Raw genomic sequence first — 18,898 nt, 5'->3', positions numbered from 1 at the left:
GAGGACTTATTGTTGCTGGAGCTTCGCCGGACAGCCGCGCTTCAGCGTGTACTGGTAGTAGCCGATCTCGTCGCGCCAGAACTCGCCCTGGAACTTCCAGTAGTTCCACGCGGCGCCGGGCATCTTCGGCCGGTAGATGGACTGGGTCTTCAGGACGGCCTTCTGGTCCACGCCGGCCAGCAGCAGGTCCTTCTCGTCGAGCGCCGTCTGCACGCGGATGATCTCCGCCTGGTCCGCGAAGGTGCGCAGGTTCTGCGCGGCCTCCTGCAGGCGGCTCTTGGCGAAGCGTCCGCCGATCTGCATCAGCGTGCCCCGCACCTCCTCCAGCGAGGAGGTGAGCTCCGGCACCATGCCCGTGCCCTGCCAGTCGCTCAGGGCGGCCACCTCACGCTTCTCGGTGTCCACCTGCGCGATCATCCGCATCACGTCCTGGATGCGCTCGTTGCCGCGGATCCACAGGTAGATGGGGCGCGGCAGCCGGCGGTTCTCCGCGGCCACCAGGTTGTAGGCGCTCAGCAGGTCCACGTCCTCGCCGGAGAACGGCTCGAGCTGCTTCGCCATGGGCTCGTAGAGCTGCTCGTAGGCCTTCAGCGTGGTCTTCACCTCGTCGAAGAGGCAGCTGTAGTAGTAGACGGTCGCCTTGAGGATCCACGACTCGGGCTGGAAGGCGCCCTCGAACTGCGGGGCGTGCAGCGCCTGGAGGCTGCCGAGCGCCCCGCCGAAGTCCTCGTTCTGGAAGCGGGCGAAGCCGTTCTCGAAGAGGGCCTGATCCCAGAAGCGGGCGTAGCGCGGCACGGCCTCGTAGGAGTCGACGGCCCGAGGGTACTCGTGGCGGCCGTAGTGCAGGCGGCCGATGCCCAGCAGGGAGAGCTGCTTCACCTCGTCATGGGCGATCTGCGGCGCCTTGGCGTCCAGCGCGCCCTGGAAGGCGGCCAGGGCGGCGGCATCCAACGCGTCCGCCTCGGCGGGACGGCCCGGGAAGTGCGGATCGGCCAGCACCACGCCCAGCAGATAGCGGGCGCGGGCGTAGACGCGGCTGTCGGAGGGCACGGCCTCGAGCAGCGCGCGGGCCTCCTCGAAGCGGCCGCGGCGCTGGCGGATGGTGGCCACCTGGTACTGCACGCGCGCGAGCACCTCGCGAGGCAGCCGCACCCACTTGTCCTGCACCTCGGGCGTGTAGGCCTTGTCGAGGAGGTTGGGCACGAGGTTCTGCTCGTTGAGCTGCTGCTGCACGTCCACCAGCCCTTCGATCGCCTGGAAGTAGGACGGGTGCTGGGGGCCGGCGTTGACGATGGCCGCGTAGGAGACGAGCGCGCTGATGGGCAGCTTCTTCCGGGCATACGCCTGAGCCAGGTAGTACTCGGACCGGGCGCGCACGTCGGAGTCCTGCGCATGGGCGGCGAGCTCGAAGAAGAGCGGGGCCGCGGTGTCCAGCTTGCCCGCGTTGAAGCTCGCGAGCGCCTGGTTGTAGGCATTCATGTCCTGCGCGGAGGCCAGCGGCGCGAGGACCAGCAAGGTGGCGAGAATCAGTCGGTGCATGGCGAGGGTCTCAGAACAGGAAGGAGAAGCCGCCGTAGAAGCTCAGGTTGTTGAGCACGTCCGAGGACGGGTTGCTGACCAGGTCCTTCCCCAGGACGATGTCCTCGCGGTAGTTCTTGCGCGTCTTCGGGTCCACCCCGTCGAACTTCTTGTACTGGCAGCCGCCCGTCAGGCCGAGCTGCGAGAAGTCCTGGCCGCTGCCCCGCGCGTCCTCCAGCTTCTGGAAGTCCTGCAGGTTGCAGCCGTCCACCCGGTCCACGCGGGCGGTGTAGACGAGATCCCTCACCTCCAGGCGCAGCGCCATGGAGTCGCCGAACTGCACGCGGAAGCCACCGCCCACCGAGCCGAGGAACTTCGTCCCCGTGTCGCCGAAGCGCGCGGGCACGGTGAAGGACTCGCCGTCCACCTGGTTGGAGACCTCGGGGCGGACGAGCACGCGCGTGGAGCCGATGCCCGCGCCGCCATTGAGCACGAGGCTGAACTGCAGCAGGTGGTTGTCGTAGAAGGCGAACTTGCCGTAGAGCGGCGTCACCTCCACGCCCGCCTGCGCGCCCCACACCAGCAGCAGCGCCGAGGCCGCCTGCGCCTGCTCGCGCACCTTGTCGATGAGCTCCAGGTTGAAGAGGCTCTCGTTGGAGTACCAGTTGTACGTGCTGGAGAGCTGCAGGCCGAAGTTCTCCTGCAGGTGGTAGGTGTAGTGCAGCGCGCTGCCGGCGTGCTCGGTGAAGCGGCCATTCACCTGCGCCACCACCGGGTAGAGCGTGAACTCGTGCCGGCCCTCGTCCGCGAAGCGCTTCTTCTGCACCACGTGGACGGCCACGTTCGGGTTGTGCAGCGGCGCCCCGTTCACCAGGCGCTGCTCATTCGGATCCGCCACCGGCCGCAGCTCGGACTCTCCGGACGTGGCCAGCGGCGCGTCCTGGGGAGGCACGGGCGCCTGGGTGTCCAGGGGCTCGGGCACGGGCGGCGGAGGCGCATCCGGGGCCGGGGGCTTGAGCTCCGGCTTCACGGGGATGGGCGCCGTCTCCGAGGGCGGCGCCGGGGTCTCCTCCTGCGCGGACGCCAGCGAGGCGGACAGGAGAACGGCGAGGAACGCGGTCGGTCGCATGCGGGACGTCAGCCTCAGAAGATGAAGGAGTAGCCGAGATCGAACTGCACCAGATGCGTCAGGCCCGGGTTGGGCGCGGGCGTGCCACTCTCCCTGCCCTGCTCCCAGAGCTCGCGCTCCACGTTCACGCGGTACTCGTCCGTGAAGACCCAGTCGCGCAGCTCGAAGCGCACCGCGTGCCCGTTGGACAGGAAGAAGCGGAAGCCCACCGCCCCGGTGGCCACCGGCGCCATGCGCGTGTCCACCCGCCAGAAGGACTGCGTCGCGGTGAGGCCGTTGTTCGGATCCGTGCGGTTGTCGCAGATGCCCAGATCGCGATTCACCACCTGGGTGCACTGGATGACGGACTGGCGCCGCAACGAGGCCAGGCCGCCACCGGCCCAGAGGTAGGCCTGGAAGTGGGCCGTCTCATCCGCCAGCAGCGACAGCTTGCCGTAGATGGGAGCCCAGCGCGCGCCCACCACGCCGTGCAGATTCATCTCCCACATGTCCTCGAGCTCGTCCGTGATCTTCTTGTCCTCACGGGCGAGGAAGCTCTCGGAGATGGAGCGGGCCAGGCCCGTGTGGCGGCTGAGCGCGTACCCGGCGCGGGCCTCGAGGGCGAGCGTGTTGAAGAAGTTGTAGGCCAGGCCGGCGTTCAGGTTGTAGTGCGCGGTGAGGTACTCGCGCGCGGGCAGGCCCACCGTGAAGGACGCTTCCAGCCGCTGCTCCGGAGAGAAGAGCCGGTGGCGCACGGCGGCCGGGTCCAGCACCTGCTCCTGGGCCGAGGCGGACAGCGCCGTCAGTACCAGGGCCAGCGAAACGAAACGGGGAAGGTGGCGTGCATTCATGACCGTGTGGCTCGGACATGTGGGCACGCGATCACCCAGGAGCAAGGGACCAGGCTCACTCGGGGTGTGCTTTCGTCTACACACGGCATGCCAGCGCACGCTGGCCAACGTTTCCGGGGCCCGGAAACACGAACGCCCCGCCCGGAGGGTAGCCGGTGCGGGGCGTCGATGAACCCTGTGGCGGTGCCTGGAGTCTCGGTAGGACGATGGTCCGGCCCTCCCCCTGGCGAGGGAGGGGGCACACACAGGGGGGACGGCTTACTTGGTGCGGGCCGCCTTGTGCTGCTCGCGCAGCGCGACCTTGATGCTCGGACGGACGATGACGATGCCGTCGTTGTGGCCGGCGATGGTGCCCTTGATGAGCAGCAGGCCCTTCTCCACGTCCACGTCCACCACGGCCAGGTTCTGGGTGGTGACCTGCTCCACGCCGTAGTGACCGGGCAGCTTCTTGTTGGGGTACACGCGGCCGGGCGTCTTACGCTGACCGATGGCGCCCGGGTGACGGCGGTACTCGTGCGTGCCGCGCGTGGCCGTCTGCGAGCCCTTGAACTTCCAGCGCTTCATGACGCCCTGGAAGCCACGGCCCTTGGTCACGCCCGTGACGTCCACCAGCTGGCCCTTCGCGAACAGGTCCGCCTTCACGGCGTCGCCCACGTTGTAGCCCGCAGCGTCCTCGGGGGACACGCGGAACTCCTTCAGGTGACGGCGCAGCTGCGCGCCGCTCTTCTTGAAGAAGCCCACCTCGGCCTTGCTCAGGCTCTTCTCGCGGACCACGCCAAAGCCCAGCGTCACCGCCGAGTACTTGTCCTTCTCCGGCGTCCGCTTGCCCACGACCTGGCAGGTGTTGACGTCGACCACCGTCACCGGAACGAGGTTGCCCTCGTCGTTGAACACCTGGGTCATCCCAATCTTCTTGCCAATCAAACCCTTCACGTCGTCCTCACAGCTGCGCCCATGGCGCGAAACATCAATGATTTCAGCAACTTGCGTCCGACTTCCATTCCCCGGACGCCAGGAAGCGGCGCAATGTAGCAGCTCACCCCCTACCGTCAAGCACGGAGGGAGGGCGGTGCTTCACTGCGCGCGATCCAACCGCGGGTAGAACGGTGCGAGCTGCGCGTCCTGGATGCGCTGGGCGTACACGTCCTCGCCGAGCAGGAACAACGCCTGGTCCAGATAATCCTCCGCGGCCTGGACCTCGGTCTCCTTCTCGGCGATCGCCCGGTCGATCTCCGCCATCGCCTGGTCGACGGCCTCTTTCTGGGCGTTCATGGCGTCTTCCATGTCCAGCATGCGCTTGTGCGCCAGGATGCCGGGCGCACCGGGCTGACCGGGCTTGGGGGTGAGCGCCAGCTCGACCTGCTTCTCCAGGTCCTCCACGTCCCGCGCCAGGCGCATCATCGTGATGCGGTTCTTCTTGATGTTGTCGCGCGAGGCACCCAGCTTGGACTCGTCGGTGGTGACGAGCTCCAGGTCGGCGTGCTTCTTCTCCAGCTTCTTGAGCGCGTCCTGGGCGTAGCGCAGATCCGCCCGGCGGTTGGACAGCGACTTGCGGAGGGTCTTCGTCTGCCCCTCCACGGCATCCACCGCCTTCTTCCACTTCTTGACGATCTCCAGCTCGGCGGCCCGCTTGTCCTCGTACTGGGCGAGGGAGTCCTGCCAGGCCGCGTCCTCGTCATTCATCTGCTGCTCGAGCGCGGCCAACTCGTCCCGCCGGGCCACCAGCGCCGCCTCGGCGCGGTAGACGCGGTCCATGGTCCGGGGACAGTTGGGCTTGCCCGCCAGGCGATCTCTCGCGAGATCGCCGAGCTGGAAAATCAGATCGTTGTAGCTCTCCGCCTTGGCCATGGGCGTGTTTTACGCCCAAGGCGAGCGGGCTGTCAGCTATCGGCCGGAGCGGCGGCGGCGGAGGACAGGCTGGCCTCGGCGGCGGCCTGGGCGGCGCCCTCGGCCAGGGCGAAGAGCTCCCGGGCCCTGTCCTGTTCCTCGGTGCGGTTGAGCTCGCAGACCCAGGCGCTGGACAGGTCCGCGTGCTGGCGGGCCAGTTCGGCGGTGGACTCGTAGCGGGCGGCCGAGGCGCGGGCGAAGGCCCCCTCCCGGCGCAGCTCCATCACCGTGTCCTCATCGAGGGTGATCTCCTCGGGCGGCACGGGCAGCGGCCCGCGGCCGAGCGCCGCCAGCCGGGCCAGCAGCCTCGAGGCGTGTGCCCTACAGAAAGCGGCCAGAACCATCAGCCGCGCCCGCCCGCGGCTATCCCCGAGTCGCTCGGCCAACATCGTCATACGACGCGCCGAAACCACCTCGGACTCCCATGCCGCGGCCAGTGCTGCAGCCAAGCGGGTATGCCTTGCGCCCATCGGCCCTCCCCAGGTGCTGCCCCCAATCCCGCGAGCAAACTAGGGATGGACTCGCGCGGATTCAACCGATCGGGCCCCAAGCGCGCTCCATCAACCAATATCCGCCGGCCGCGAGGATGAGGAGCGACAGAGCACGCACCGTCCGGTGGTGCCACACGGGCCTGCGCTCCACGATCCGCACGAGCGGCAGCAGCACGGCGACGATCACGGCCTGCCCCAGCTCCACGCCGAGGTTGAAGCCGAACAGGCCCGCCACCACCGAGTCGCCCAGGCCGTAGCTCCCCAGCACGCTGGCGAAGCCGAAGCCGTGCACCAGTCCGAAAAGGAACGTCAGCAGGGCCCGGTGGCGGTGCTCGCGCAGCACCAGGTTCTCCAGGGCCACCCAGATGATGGAGACGGCGATGGCCGCCTCGACCCAGCGCGTGCGCGCGTCGTCCAGGAGGATGAAGCCCAGCGCGGTGGCCCCCAGCGTGAGGGAGTGGGCCAGGGTGAAGGCCGTCACCAGCAGCAGCACCCGCCGGAAGCTCCCCCCCACCAGCAGCAGGGCCAGCAGGAAGGCCAGGTGATCGATTCCCCCGAAGATGTGGACCAGGCCCAGCCCCACCCAGTCGAGCAGCCCCGAGGCGCGCGCACGCTCCGGTTGTCCGGGCCCGGACACTCCCTCGGATACAATGAGTGTGGGTTGGGAGGCATCCGCGAAGCGCTGTCCCTGCTCGCCCTGGACGTAGCTGCCCAGCACCACCTTGTACTGGGACGGCAGCACGGACAGCAGGGAGAAGCGCTGGCGGAGCTCGCCGGGGGCGCACTGGAAGGTGGCGTTGAGCTCCACGAAGGACGCGCGCGCCCGGGCGTTGGTGTGGGTACGGGTACAGGGCTGACCCCCGGCGCTCAGGGGCACGGCGTCCCAGATGCCCACCGCCAGCGCGGGTGCTCGCGCGTCCAGGTCCGCCTGGGTGAGCACGCCGTCCCCATCCGCGTCCGCGGGGATGAGCAGGGCGAGCGTGCCCGCCGTGAGGGTGATGCGCTCATGCACCTCCGGCCCGCCCGCCACGGGGCGCCAGAGCTGCGCATAGAGGATGTCCGCATCGTGAGCGCTCGCGCTCCCGGCCACCACCAGGAGGGCGAGCGGTAGCGCCAACCAGGCCGTCCGCCGCATCGGGGGCGCAGACTGCCCCCGGGGGCAGGCGTCCGTCTACTCCTGGATGAACTCCAGGTGGATCTGCTGCCGGCCACTCAAGCCCCCGTGCCGGGAGCCGCAGCGGGGACAGAAGAGCGGACCCTCCCAGTCCCAGAGGGCCTTCACCTCCTCGCCGCAGCACACCAGGGGGATGATCCGCAGATCATCCGCGTCCGGCGGCATGGGCCCGGGCAGGGCCTCCGGCTCCACGCTGACGAAGGTGGGCCGGGGGTTGAGCGACAGGGTGCGCGACACGTAGGCCAGCTGCTCGTAGCGCACGTGGTTGGCCCAGGCGCGCGCCATGGCCTCCACATGCGCCTGCTGGCCAGGCGTGAGCCACTCGTCCCCCGGCGCCCGGTAGCCACAGTAGAGGCACCACCAGTCCGGCACCTCGTCGAAGCTCTCGTGAGCGTTCTCGAAGGGGAAGAGCGAGGCGAGCCGCCGCTGGAGGATGCTCGCGTCATGGCGGCAGGGCCGCGTCTTGAAGTCCCGCTGGCACTGGGGACACTCGCGCCGCACGAAGCCGCTCGCGTCCCGCGGCAGCTCCAGATCGATGATCGCCGGAGCCCGCCTCATGCGAGGGCTCCCCTGCCCCGCCGCGCCAGCGCGAGGATCAGCGTCACCATGGAGAAGATCAATAGAAGGTGAACCCACCTGCCCTCGGTCGAGCCGCTGATCAGCCCGAGCGCCCACAGCACGAACAGGATCGCACTCATCGTCCAGTACACGCCGCCCACTCCTCTCCCGATGGTCTCGGAACCGTGTGCAAAGCTGGGACGCCCGGCCGGTTGCGGCAACCCCTCCTTTCGACAGTCTCACGGTGGGCAAATGGGTTCCCAGATCGGACATTTTTTCCGGTCCACCACTTCCCACCTCGGACGTCGGCCTCGTGATTCCAGGCGTTTGCCGGATGGCACGCGGGCTGCTTTGTGCGGCGGTCATCTGCCACACGGACGCGTGGCCCGTTCGGAGCGCGTGGGGAGGGTGTGTCATGCGAGGGTGGACGGTGGCGATGGTGACGGCGGGGATGTTGGTGGGGATGGAGGCGGGGGCCTTCCAGCCCTACTTCCCAGGGGAGAGCAGTCCGGAGGTGGCGGAGCTGCGCGCGAAGCTGGCGGCGCAGGAGGCCCATCTGGCCCGGCTCGAGGAGGAGGCGGTGCTCTATGAGGAGGCGGAGGCGTTGGGGATCGTGACGGCGGTGGAGGCCTCACGGCTGCCCGAGCGCCAGCAGCGGCGGCTGGCCATGGCGATCGTCCGCGAGGCCCGGCGCAACAAGATGGACCCCATGCTGGTGGTGGCGGTCATCCGCTGCGAGAGCTCCTTCAACAACTACGCGGTGTCCCACGTGGGGGCCATGGGACTGATGCAGGTGATGCCGGACACGGGCAACTACCTGGCGGACCGGGCGGGCTTCAAGCTGCAGCGCCACACCAATCTGTTCGATTCGGAACTGAACGTGGAGCTGGGCACGGCCTATCTGGCGGATCTGATCGCGCGCTTCGGCTCTCCGGAGCGGGCTCTGGTGGCGTACAACGCGGGGCCGGGGCTGGCGAAGAAGATCCTCTCCAAGAAGGACAAGCGCGATCGCTTCATGGCGGGCTATCCGGCCAAGGTGATGAAGGAGTTCCGCCGCCTGAAGGCCCAGCAGGCGCGCGAGGTGTCCCAGCGAGAAGCCCAGAAGCAAACGTCTGGCGGCCCGGGGTGATGGGTGGAGAACAGTCAGCACGACGGATCTCCGACAGTGGGCCGGTTTTTTCAGGGATGTGACTGCCTTTCCCGAGAGAACGGACGCACTGTACGCCGCCAGAGACATGCGCCGGGGTGGAAGGGTCCACCCTGGATCGGGCGTTGCGACACGCCCGGTTCCGAGGGGACGCATGCGGCATGACGGAGAGAGACGAACCATGGTAGCGGGGCTTGAGATTCAACGAGAAGAACTCGCGGGGCGGTTGACCCTGCGGCTCACCGGCACGCTGGATGGTCGCACTGCGATGGCGCTGCGCAGCTCCCTGGAGGAGCTGGAGGCGGGGGACGTGGTGGTGGACTTCACGCACCTGAAGGAGTTCCGTGACTCGGCGGTGGCGGTGCTGACCCGTCCGCTGTCGGAGCGCAAGGTGCAGGTCCGGGGGCTGGCGGGCCATCACGAGCGGATGTTCCGCTACTTCGGCCTGAGCACCGGGACGATCGCGTCGCCACGGGCGTACTACACGCCGGAAGAAGTCCTCGCCTGAGGCCTTCCCGCGGGCAAGGCAGTGCCTCGGAGTACTGAATCGCCGCTCGCCCGACGGAGGGTGGGCGGCGATTGCCTTTTCGGGCGTTGAATCCCACTCACGCCCGTTTTACATGGAGTGCGGGTTGGGGTGCACAAGCCCCCTCAACCCCAGGGGTTCAGTAGCGGCACGGCTGGAGTAGAGTGCGGGCCGCGATGAACTCCCCTGCCAGAGCCGTCAGTCCCCTTCCCTCTCCCGCCACGGCGCGGGCCGCTTTGGAGCGCGTGGCCGCCAACCTCTCCCTGGCGGTCCAGGGCAAGGACAAGGAGGTCCGCCTCGCCGTCACCTGCATGGCCGCCGGTGGGCACCTGCTCCTCGAGGACGTCCCCGGCGTGGGCAAGACGACGCTGGTGGAGGCCCTCGCCCGCTCCTTCGCCCTCTCCTTCTCCCGCGTCCAATTCACCGCGGACCTCATGCCCGCCGACATCCTCGGCGCCCAGGTCTTCCACGCCCAGACGGCCACCTTCTCCTTCCGGCCCGGCCCCCTCTTCCGCCAGCTCGTCCTCGCCGACGAGCTCAACCGCGCCCCGCCTCGCACCCAGTCCGCCCTGCTCGAGGCCATGGCCCAGGGCCAGGTGTCCCTCGACGGCGCCACCCACGCCCTGCCCCGCCCCTTCACCGTCGTGGCCACGCAGAACCCGGTGGACTTCTCCGGCACCTACCCGCTGCCGGACTCGCAGCTCGATCGCTTCCTCATGCGCTTGTCGCTGGGCCACCCGTCCCCCGAGGTGGAAGCGCGCCTGCTCACCACGCGGGATGCGTCCTCGCCCGTGGAGGCCCTCGAGGCGGTGACCTCGCCCGAGGAGCTGACGGAGCTGCGTGCCCAGGTGGCCGCCCAGCGTCTGGACGACACCGTGGCCGAGTACATCGTTCGGCTGGCCCAGGCCACGCGCTCCCATGGCGACATCGAGCGCGGCGCCTCCACCCGCGCGGTGCTCGCGCTGGGCATGGCCGCCCGCGCCTACGCCCTCTGGGAGTCGCGCGACTTCGTCACCCCCGGCGACGTGCGGGCGGTGCTCGCGCCGTGCCTCGCCCACCGGCTCCTGCTGCGCAGCGCCAACCAGGGCGCCTACACCCGTGACGAGGCGACCCACCTCATCGAAGAGGTCGCCCGGAAGGTCGTCGCGCCCCGGTGAGCACCCCGCCTCCCTCCCTCTGGCGCCGCATCAAGGCCGCCCTCCGCCCGCCGCGCACCCTCAAGGTGACGCGCATGGGACGCACCTACCTCGTCGTGACGTTCGGCGTGGGCATCGGCGCCCTCAACACCGGCAACAACCTCCTCTACCTCGTGCTGGGGTTGTTGCTGAGCGTCATCATCCTCTCCGGCGTGCTGTCCGAGCGCTGCATCAAGGATCTGACGGTGCGGCGCGTCGGCACGGACGGAGCCTTCGCGGGAGAGCCCTTCGCCTTCCGCTGGGGAATCTCCCGCCGCCAGGGCCACGCCTTCGCCCTCACCCTGTCCGAGGTGGACTCGCCCCTCACCGGCGAGGGCGGCGTGGGCTACCTGCCCGCGGGCGCCGAGCACGTGGTGCGCGCCGATCTCACCGCGCCCCGCCGTGGCCCGGTGAAGCTGACGGGCGTGCGCATCACCACCACGTGGCCGCTGGGTCTGTTCGCCAAGACGCGCGTCGTCGCGTTGGAGGGCACCCTGCTCGTCTATCCGCGGCGGGGCTTCGCCTGCGCGGATCCGGGCGAGGCCGCCGTGGGGCACGTGGGCGAGGCCAACAACCCCCACCGGATGGACGGCACCGGAGACATCGCGGGCCTGCGCGAGCTGAGCGAGCACGAGGACGCCCGGCGCGTGCATTGGTTGAAGAGCGCCTCGGTGGGCAAGCTGCTCAAGGTGGAGCGCGAGCGCGAGGAGCGCCGCACGTACATCCTCGGCGTGCAGTCCGGGCTGACGGGTGACGCGCTGGAGCAGCGCTGCGAGGAGGTGGCGGAGCAGGCCCACCGGCTGCTCGAGGCCGGCCACGAGGTGGGGCTGGAGCTGCCCCAGCAGCGGCTGCGTCCGGGCGCGGGCAGCGGGCAGGAGCGCGCCATCCTCCGGGCCCTGGCGTGGCTCGGCTTCGAGGAGCAACGGGAGGAAGCGGCATGACGCGGCCCAACCGGTTGCGCCTCATCCTGAGAGACCTGGGCACCGCGGCGGCCTTCGCCTCCATGGCCGTGTCCGGCCAGGTGCCCGCGTGGGCGCTCGGGCTCGTGCTCGTGGCGGTGCTCGTGTCGCTGATGGGCCGGCGGCCCTTCGCCCGCGCGCCCCGGCTGACGGCGATCCTCCTCGTGCCCCTGGCGGGCGCGCTCTACCTGGCCGTGGCCGCGGGGCAGATGGATCTCGTGGTGGCCGCCTGCTCCTTCGCGGGCCTCGTCGCCTCGCAGCGGCTGCTGTCGGAGACCAACCCCGCCACGGACGGACAGGTGCTGCTGGCCGGCCTGTTGATGATCGCCGGTGGCGCGGCGCTCTCCGGTGAATTGCTCTTCGCCGTGTGTCTGCTGGCCTTCGCCGTGCTGGCGAGCCTGTCGCTGGGACTCGCGGTGGTGGAGGCCGCGGTGCCCCCGGGCGAGCCCGTGCCGGTGCGCCACGTGCTGCGCCCGTTGTTCATGGGCGTGCTCATCGCCATGGCCGGCGCGGTGGCCTTCTTCGTCCTCTTCCCGCGCCTCAACTGGAACATGGGCGTGCGCCGGGCCACCCCCGGGCTCGGACCGGCCACCAGCGGCTTCTCGGACACCGTGCGCCTGGGCGGCTCGGGCACCCTCAAGAGCAACCCCCGCGTGGTGCTGCGGGCGAAGCTGACGCCGGATCCAGGCGCCCAGCGGCTCGATTCCTATTGGCTGGGCCGCACCTACGACACCTTCAACGGCCAGGAGTGGTCGACGATCGGCGCGCCCAGCAAGCGCCGCCGCACGCGCGTGACGCTGCGCCCGGGCGCGGAGAAGCAGGTGTACCAGCGGATCGAGCTGCTGCCCGCCTATGGCGCCCGCACGCTGATCGCCTTGGAGACACCGGCCAAGCTGGGCAACGCCCTCATGCACACGCCCACCGGCGACCGGCGCATGCAGCTGCAGGAGCTGGGCGGCGACGAGCTGCGCTTCGTGGAGGAGGGGCTCGGGTACTCGTACGAGGTGTACAGCGTGCCCCCGGGCGTGGACACGGATCCGGGCAAGCTGGATCAGAAGGAGATGGATCAGCTCCTGGCCCTGCCCGAGAAGATCGATCCACGCATCGAGGAGCTGGCGCACCAGGTGGTGGGCAACGAGACGGATCCACTGGCCGCGGCCCAGAAGCTCTCCAGCTGGCTGCAGCGCGAGTACACGTACACGCTGGAGCTGGGCGGGGACGTGGCGGATCCGCTGATGGAGTTCCTCTTCGTGCGCAAGGCGGGCCACTGCGAGCACTTCGCCACGGCGCTCACGCTGATGCTGCGCACCCAGGGCTTCGAGGCCCGGCTCGCCACGGGCTTCTTCGGCGGCGAGCGCGTGGGAGACGAGTACCTCGTGCGCGCCGGAGATGCCCACGCGTGGACGCACGTGCTGGTGCCCGGGCGTGGCTTCGTCACGGTGGACGCCACGCCCGCCGCGTACCGCGCCAACCAGTCGCTGGAGCTGCTGGAGTCACTCGTCTCCCTCTACGAGGCCATCGAGGGCATGTGGCGTACGTCCGTCGTCGACTACTCGTTCCGCGACCAGATGAACTTCCTGCGGGACATGTCGCGTCCGCCGCGCAACGAGCCGGGCAAGGAGCGGACCCAGCTGCCACCGCTGCGCGCCTGGCTGACGGCGGCCCTGGCCGGCGCGGCCGTCTACTGGACATGGAGGTACCTGTCGCGGCGCAAGGCCCGGGCCCCGGTGCTCGAGGCCACGCGCTTCGTGGACTCGGTGGAGCGCCAACTGTCGTCGGCGGGCGTGCGAGCACGGGACGGCGAGACGCTCGAGGACGTGTCGGCGCGGCTCACCCGGGAGGCGCACCCGCTGGCCCCGGCGGTGTCGCCGCTCACGCGCCGCTACCTCGAGGCCCGCTTCGGCCAGCGTCCGCTGCGGCCCGGTGAGTCGGCCCGGCTCCTCAAGGAGCTGAAGCACAGCGTCGAGGTGCACAAGCAGCAGCAGCAGACCCCGCGCGCCCGGGCGTCCTGAGGCGGAGAGCGCCCGTCCACCCGCCTGCTCTCCGGCGGGGCACGAGGGCTTCTCCGGCCAGCGGCAAGGGGCCTCCTTATTACCCGTTGGGACGAAGGGGACGATGACAGTCCCCCGTCTCCCCTGCCCCGCAGTTCACTTGCGGACGGGGGCTCAGGAGGTCATTTGAGAATCGAGGCGCATTCTTTTCAGCCCCTCTCGCCCGGTGGAAGCGGACCGGCGCTGTAACGCTTACGGACTTCCGTCCACCGTCGTGCGCTCGCATCGGCCAAGTATGCGTTGCGACTGGCGAATTCCCGCGTGAGGCCGTGGCACACCCGTTGCTCTAGCCACCCTCCATCAGGTTGTCACGCGGTTCCAAATCACTTCTCACCGGCCCCGGCACGGGGTCACTCGGGAGAAACCATGCAGCTCTCTACTGAGCAGTCGTCCAACTCGGGCTCGCTGGCCATGTACCTGTCGGAGATCAACCAGTACGCCCTGCTCTCGGTAGAAGAGGAGCAGGCCCTGGCCCGCCGGTTCATCAAGGGCGACCTCGCCGCGGGCCACCGGCTGGTGACGAGCAACCTGCGCTTCGTGGTGAAGGTGGCCTACGAGTACCGCTCCTACGGCATCAAGATGTCCGACCTCATCCAGGAGGGGAACATCGGCTTGATGAAGGCGGTGCAGAAGTTCGACCCGGACAAGGGCATCCGCCTCATCTCCTACGCGGTGTGGTGGATCCGCGCGTACATCCAGAACTACATCCTCAAGAGCTGGTCGCTGGTGAAGCTCGGGACGACGCAGGCCCAGCGCAAGCTGTTCTTCAGTCTGGCGCGCACGCGCCGCGAGCTGGAGAAGCTCGGGGACGCGGACGGCTCGGTGGTGAACGTGGATGACATCGCCAAGCGGCTGCACGTGAAGCCCGGCGAGGTGCGCGAGATGGAGCAGCGCATGGGCGGCCGGGACTTGTCGCTGGACGCGCCGATGGGCGAGGACGGGGGCAACAGCCACGTGGACTTCGTGGTGAGCGCGAGCGCGCCGCAGGACGACGAGTTCGCGGACAAGGAGGAGGCGGGCCTCATCAACGCCCGGGTGCGCACGGCGCTGATGCGGCTGGATCCGCGCGAGCGCTTCATCATCGAGCAGCGCGTGATGAACGAGCGCCCCATGACGCTCAAGGAGCTGGGCGAGCACTTCGGCTTCTCGCGCGAGCGCGCCCGCCAGCTGGAGATCCGCGCCAAGGACAAGCTCAAGGCCGAGCTGGCCGCGCTGATGGCCGAGGTGGATCCGGACACCGCCGCGTCCATGCAGTAGCGCCAGAGGGGACCCGAGAGGATCCCCGGTGAAGCACCCGAGGCGTCTCCACCGTTCGCGGTGGGGGCGCCTTCGTGTTTTCAGGGCCGCACATGGGTGGCGAGCGTCGATGCAGGGGCCCGCCCGTCTGCTAGAAGGGCCGCTTCCCTCGCAGTGAGGAGCGCTCCCTTGTCCCACGGCCAACCGCCGATCTCCGAGGATCGCGTCCCCGTCGCCCAGGCGGCCACGCCCCTGGTCCACCAACCCTACGTGCCGGCCACCGAGTCGCGGCCGGAGCTGACGCTGCGCGGCCTGGCGCTCGGCTCGGTGCTGGGCATCGTGTTCGGGGCGTCGTCGGTGTACCTGGCGGTGAAGGTGGGCCTGACGGTGTCCGCCTCCATTCCGGTGGCGGTGCTGTCCATCGCCATCTTCCGGGCACTGGGCCGCTCCAACATCCTGGAGAACACCATCGTGCAGACGGTGGGCTCGGCCGGCGAGTCGCTCGCCTTCGGAGTGGCCGCGGCGCTGCCCGCGCTGCTGCTGCTGGGCTACGACATCGATCTGATGCACGCCTTCCTGGTGGCGTCGCTGGGCGGCGTGCTGGGCGTGCTGATGATGATTCCGCTGCGCGAGGGCCTCATCGTCCACGAGCACGGCAAGCTCACCTACCCCGAGGGTACCGCCGCGGCGGACGTGCTCGTCGTGGGCGAGGAGGGCGGGACGAACGCCCGGACGGTGGTGCTCGGCTTCGGGGTGGGAGGGCTCTACAAGTTCGCCTACGCGGGCCTGCACCTCTTCAAGGAGGTGGTGGGCACGGCGTTGAGCTGGGTGAAGACGACGGCGGCCGGGGTGGCGCAGCGGGCGGGCTACACGGGCGGCTCGGTGTCCATGGAGGTGAGCCCGGAGCTGCTCGGCGTGGGCTACATCATCGGCCCCCAGGTGGCGTCCATCACCTTCGCGGGCGGCGTGCTCAGCTACCTCATCCTGATTCCGCTCATCACCTTCTTCGGCAGTGGGCTCGAGCAACCGCTGCTGCGGCCGGATGGCACGCTCATCCGGGACATGGATCCGGACACGGTGCGGGACGCGTACGTGCTGTACATCGGCGCGGGCGCGGTGGCCACGGGAGGGCTCATCAGCCTCATCCGCTCGCTGCCCACCATCCTCAATGCCTTCCGGCGCGGGCTGGACACCTTCCTGGCCTCGCGGCGCAAGGAGGCGGGACCCGTGCTGCTGCGCACCGAGCAGGACCTGCCCATCACCGTGGTGCTGGCGGGCAGCGCGCTGCTCGTGCTGACCATCTGGCTGGCGCCGCCGCTGCAGGTCAACCTCGTCTCCGCGTTGCTCATCGTCGTGTGCGGCTTCTTCTTCGTGACGGTGAGCGCGCGAATCACGGGAGAGATCGGCTCCTCGTCCAATCCCATCTCCGGCATGGTGGTGGCCACGCTGCTGCTCACGTGCCTCGTGTACCTGATGCTGGGGTGGACGAGCGCCGAGGATCGCTTCATGGCGCTCACCACGGCGGCCATCGTGGGCATCGCGGCTTCCAACGGCGGCACCACGGCGCAGGACTTGAAGACGGCCTTCCTGGTGGGTGGCACGCCACGGCGGCAGCAGATCGCCCTCTTCGTGGGAGTGCTCACCAGCTCGCTGCTCATCGGACTGGTGCTGGTGGTGCTCAACCGGGGCGCCACCACCATCATCCCGGAGACACACCCGGGCCAGACGGTGAGCGTGGTGGGCGATAAGACACGCACGCAGCACACGTACCCGTGGAGCGTGTCGGAGCAGGCGCTGGCGGCGAGGGGCGTGAAGCTGGCCGAGCTGAAGGGCCCCTTGTGGAAGCAGGGCCTCGAGGTGGCGCAGGGACTGGGAGGCGCTCCCGAGCTGCGAAGCTGGAACGCGCAGCCGGTGGAACGGGTAGCGGCCACGGAGGTGCGGCTGGCGTCGGGACAGACGGTGAAGGTGTCGGAGCTCGGCACGGTGACGCCGGGCCCCGAGCGCACCTGGCGCGTGGGTTACGTGCGAGGCGCGGACACGCCGGTGCCCACGGGCACGTACCTGGTGGATGAGGCGGGAGCCATCCACTACGTGGTGGACCCGGGCATCGGCGGCCGCATCACCAGCTACGAGGGTGTTCAACTCACCCGCTACCCCGCGCCCAAGGCACAGCTCTTCGCTCTCATCATCGACGGCATCCTCACGCAGAAGCTGCCGTGGGATCTGGTGCTGGTGGGCGCCTTCATCGCACTGATGTTGGAGCTGTGCGGCGTGTCGTCGCTGCCCTTCTCGGTGGGCGTGTACCTGCCCATCTCCAGCACCGCGCCCATCTTCGTGGGCGGCATGGTGCGCTACGTGGTGGACAAGGTGCGCGGGGGCACCGCCGCCGAGTCCGAGTTCTCCCCCGGCACCCTGCTCTCCTCGGGCTACATCGCGGGAGGAGCCATCGCGGGCGTGCTCATCGCCTTCCTGGAGATCGCCAGCGATGGCGCCTGGACGCGCGCCATCGACATTCCGGGGCTGCTCGGCGACACACCGTTCTCACGCGTCCTGCAGGAGTCCAACCTGTGGGGCCTGGGCTTCTTCGCCGTGCTCACCGTCCTGCTGCTCTTCACGGGCCTCAAGGGCGAGAGCGGCGCGCAGGCCCGGCCCGCGAAGTAGCGCGCACGGCATGAGGAGCACGGACCTTCACGCGTTGTCCTTGGACATGAATCAGTCCTTGCCCTATACGCGCGCGATGAGCGTTAGCACATTCTTGAGGAAGCTCGCGGCGTCGAGCCTCGGTCTCCTCCTCGTCTCCTGCACCGTGACGAAGCCCGTAACGACGGCCCGGAGTCCTACGGGTCCGCATGACCTGGGCAGGTTCGTGCTCGTTCTCCAGGAGACGCCGGACGGGCGGGTGACGCACGACTGGAGGCCACTCGAGGACTTCGACCTGAAGCAGTATCAGTACCAGTTTGGGCCGGTAGGTTTCGGCGGCGAGGTCAAGCGCACAAGCACGTCAATGGATGACGACCAGATTGGTGATACCTGTCTTGCAGTATGGAATCAATGCATGAAGAGGTGCAATGGAAGCCCTCTTCCACCTCATGCCGAGCACTACATTTCCAGCTACAAGAGTGTTCGAGCAGCCCTGAAGGCGTATTGCACGGATGAGTGTCGCAAGGAGAGCGAAGAGTGCCGTAGAAAACTCAATCGACAGACTGCGGAAGCCCTTGAATTCAGAGCAGCCGGTGAAGCTGTCGATTGGCTGAAACGCCACAAGGAGGAGATCGCAGTGGGTACCGCTGTCATCATCACGGGCGTGGTGTTCTACGTTGTCATGAGCAGCGGGGGGATCCTGATACTGGCCCCTGCCCTTCTCCTGACGTCGCCCGAGGTTCCCGCCGATTCCCATCTCGCGGGAGCGTTTCAATGAGCTCCGACAACCCTCTTGGCGACGCGGTTCTCCTGCTCCTCGAACGTCGACGCAACAGCCGCTCCGACGAGGAACGAAAGCTCCTGGAAATCGCCAGCGGCACAGTGGCGTTTCTCTCCAACACCGGACAGATCTACCGTTTCGAGGATTTCCGCAAGGGCCTGCAGCCAGGCCATGTACAGTCATTGTCCTTCGCTGACGTGATTCAATACCTCGAGAAACAGCGAACCCAGACCCAGTCAGCCGAAGACAAGGAAACACTGCGGGCTGCAAGCGACGCACTCCTCTTCATCGAGGCTTCTGGCCAACACGAGGGACTCGAGGACTACCTGGGCTACTGGCGAAGTCACACGCTTCCACCCGTCATCGCCGCGTTCGAGACACTCGAGGAAGCAGAGTTCTGGTTGGAGCAGCAGCCCGTTCCTCCCTACAAAGCCCGGGTACTGATTGGTAATGAATACCATGTGGTGTGGGCGAGTCGCGAAGACAGGGAATGGCCTTTCATTCCCATCCCTGTCGTGGCCGAGTTCATCGAAGACCGCTTGGAAAAAGGTCTTCCACCGGTAATCGCCGCGTTCGACACGCGCGAGCAGGCCGAAGCCTGGCTCGCGGCCCTCGCCGAGCCGCCAAGGCACGCCTTCATCACCATCGGCGGCAAGCACCATGTGGCGGCCTACTGGAAGAACGTGGACCACCGGGCCATCTACCCGTTCACCCTGGTCGACGACCTGGCACGGGAAAGACAGGCGGGAGAAGAACGGCTCAGCCGTGGCAGGAAGCGCGAGGAGAAGTAACCCTC

General features: G+C 68.7%; 18 protein-coding genes. 9 read left to right on the top strand and 9 right to left on the bottom strand.

Features of this window, described 5'->3' with window-relative positions; translation table 11 throughout:
- Positions 1–6 precede the first annotated feature (6 nt).
- The 9 genes from VFZ09_RS05905 to VFZ09_RS05865 form a co-directional block, all read right to left on the bottom strand.
- A complete protein-coding gene (locus VFZ09_RS05905) occupies positions 7–1,539 on the bottom strand; it encodes a tetratricopeptide repeat protein (RefSeq protein ID WP_329726492.1) in 1,533 nt (510 codons plus the stop codon).
- Between the two features lie 10 nt (positions 1,540–1,549).
- Positions 1,550–2,647 (bottom strand): outer membrane beta-barrel domain-containing protein, encoded by a 1,098-nt coding sequence (locus VFZ09_RS05900; RefSeq protein WP_329726491.1) that lies wholly within the window; start codon positions 2,645–2,647, stop codon positions 1,550–1,552.
- Between the two features lie 14 nt (positions 2,648–2,661).
- Complete coding sequence (locus VFZ09_RS05895; RefSeq protein ID WP_329726490.1) at positions 2,662–3,477, bottom strand: outer membrane beta-barrel domain-containing protein; 816 nt, start codon at positions 3,475–3,477, stop codon at positions 2,662–2,664.
- A gap of 258 nt (positions 3,478–3,735) precedes the next feature.
- Positions 3,736–4,380, bottom strand: a complete 645-nt coding sequence (rplC, locus tag VFZ09_RS05890) for a 50S ribosomal protein L3 (protein ID WP_414640674.1) — start codon at positions 4,378–4,380, stop codon at positions 3,736–3,738.
- Between the two features lie 171 nt (positions 4,381–4,551).
- Positions 4,552–5,325, bottom strand: a complete 774-nt coding sequence (locus tag VFZ09_RS05885; RefSeq protein ID WP_329726488.1) for a hypothetical protein — start codon at positions 5,323–5,325, stop codon at positions 4,552–4,554.
- A 32-nt stretch (positions 5,326–5,357) separates the two neighbouring features.
- On the bottom strand, positions 5,358–5,759 hold the full coding sequence (locus VFZ09_RS05880) for a hypothetical protein (protein ID WP_329726487.1): 402 nt from the start codon (positions 5,757–5,759) through the stop codon (positions 5,358–5,360).
- A gap of 136 nt (positions 5,760–5,895) precedes the next feature.
- Positions 5,896–6,972 (bottom strand): HupE/UreJ family protein, encoded by a 1,077-nt coding sequence (locus tag VFZ09_RS05875; RefSeq protein ID WP_329726486.1) that lies wholly within the window; start codon positions 6,970–6,972, stop codon positions 5,896–5,898.
- A gap of 54 nt (positions 6,973–7,026) precedes the next feature.
- Positions 7,027–7,587, bottom strand: a complete 561-nt coding sequence (locus VFZ09_RS05870; RefSeq protein ID WP_329726485.1) for a hypothetical protein — start codon at positions 7,585–7,587, stop codon at positions 7,027–7,029.
- A complete protein-coding gene (locus tag VFZ09_RS05865; RefSeq protein ID WP_329726484.1) occupies positions 7,584–7,739 on the bottom strand; it encodes a lmo0937 family membrane protein in 156 nt (51 codons plus the stop codon). The genes VFZ09_RS05870 and VFZ09_RS05865 overlap by 4 nt, the downstream gene beginning before the upstream one ends.
- A gap of 263 nt (positions 7,740–8,002) precedes the next feature.
- Here VFZ09_RS05865 and VFZ09_RS05860 point away from each other — a divergent pair, with 263 nt between their 5' ends.
- The 9 genes from VFZ09_RS05860 to VFZ09_RS05820 all read left to right on the top strand — a co-directional run bounded on the left by VFZ09_RS05860 (position 8,003) and on the right by VFZ09_RS05820 (position 18,893).
- Positions 8,003–8,716, top strand: coding sequence for a lytic transglycosylase domain-containing protein (locus VFZ09_RS05860; protein ID WP_329726483.1), 714 nt, complete (start codon positions 8,003–8,005; stop codon positions 8,714–8,716).
- A gap of 199 nt (positions 8,717–8,915) precedes the next feature.
- Positions 8,916–9,242 (top strand): STAS domain-containing protein, encoded by a 327-nt coding sequence (locus VFZ09_RS05855; RefSeq protein ID WP_329726482.1) that lies wholly within the window; start codon positions 8,916–8,918, stop codon positions 9,240–9,242.
- A gap of 194 nt (positions 9,243–9,436) precedes the next feature.
- Complete coding sequence (locus VFZ09_RS05850; protein ID WP_329726481.1) at positions 9,437–10,417, top strand: AAA family ATPase; 981 nt, start codon at positions 9,437–9,439, stop codon at positions 10,415–10,417.
- A 74-nt stretch (positions 10,418–10,491) separates the two neighbouring features.
- Positions 10,492–11,376, top strand: a complete 885-nt coding sequence (locus VFZ09_RS05845) for a DUF58 domain-containing protein (RefSeq protein WP_329726499.1) — start codon at positions 10,492–10,494, stop codon at positions 11,374–11,376.
- Positions 11,373–13,406, top strand: a complete 2,034-nt coding sequence (locus tag VFZ09_RS05840; protein ID WP_329726480.1) for a DUF3488 and transglutaminase-like domain-containing protein — start codon at positions 11,373–11,375, stop codon at positions 13,404–13,406. Before VFZ09_RS05845 ends, VFZ09_RS05840 begins: the two co-directional genes overlap by 4 nt.
- A 405-nt stretch (positions 13,407–13,811) precedes the next feature.
- On the top strand, positions 13,812–14,702 hold the full coding sequence (locus VFZ09_RS05835; RefSeq protein ID WP_329726479.1) for an RNA polymerase factor sigma-32: 891 nt from the start codon (positions 13,812–13,814) through the stop codon (positions 14,700–14,702).
- A 168-nt stretch (positions 14,703–14,870) separates the two neighbouring features.
- Positions 14,871–17,342 (top strand): OPT family oligopeptide transporter, encoded by a 2,472-nt coding sequence (locus tag VFZ09_RS05830; RefSeq protein WP_329726478.1) that lies wholly within the window; start codon positions 14,871–14,873, stop codon positions 17,340–17,342.
- 10 nt (positions 17,343–17,352) lie between these two features.
- Positions 17,353–18,099, top strand: a complete 747-nt coding sequence (locus VFZ09_RS05825; RefSeq protein ID WP_329726477.1) for a hypothetical protein — start codon at positions 17,353–17,355, stop codon at positions 18,097–18,099.
- Positions 18,096–18,893, top strand: coding sequence for a hypothetical protein (locus VFZ09_RS05820; protein ID WP_329726476.1), 798 nt, complete (start codon positions 18,096–18,098; stop codon positions 18,891–18,893). Before VFZ09_RS05825 ends, VFZ09_RS05820 begins: the two co-directional genes overlap by 4 nt.
- The last annotated feature ends 5 nt before the right edge of the window (positions 18,894–18,898 follow it).

The sequence above is a fragment of the Archangium sp. genome, from assembly GCF_036277355.1.
Classification (GTDB): domain Bacteria; phylum Myxococcota; class Myxococcia; order Myxococcales; family Myxococcaceae; genus Archangium.
This window is presented reverse-complemented; position numbering and strand designations above follow the sequence as displayed.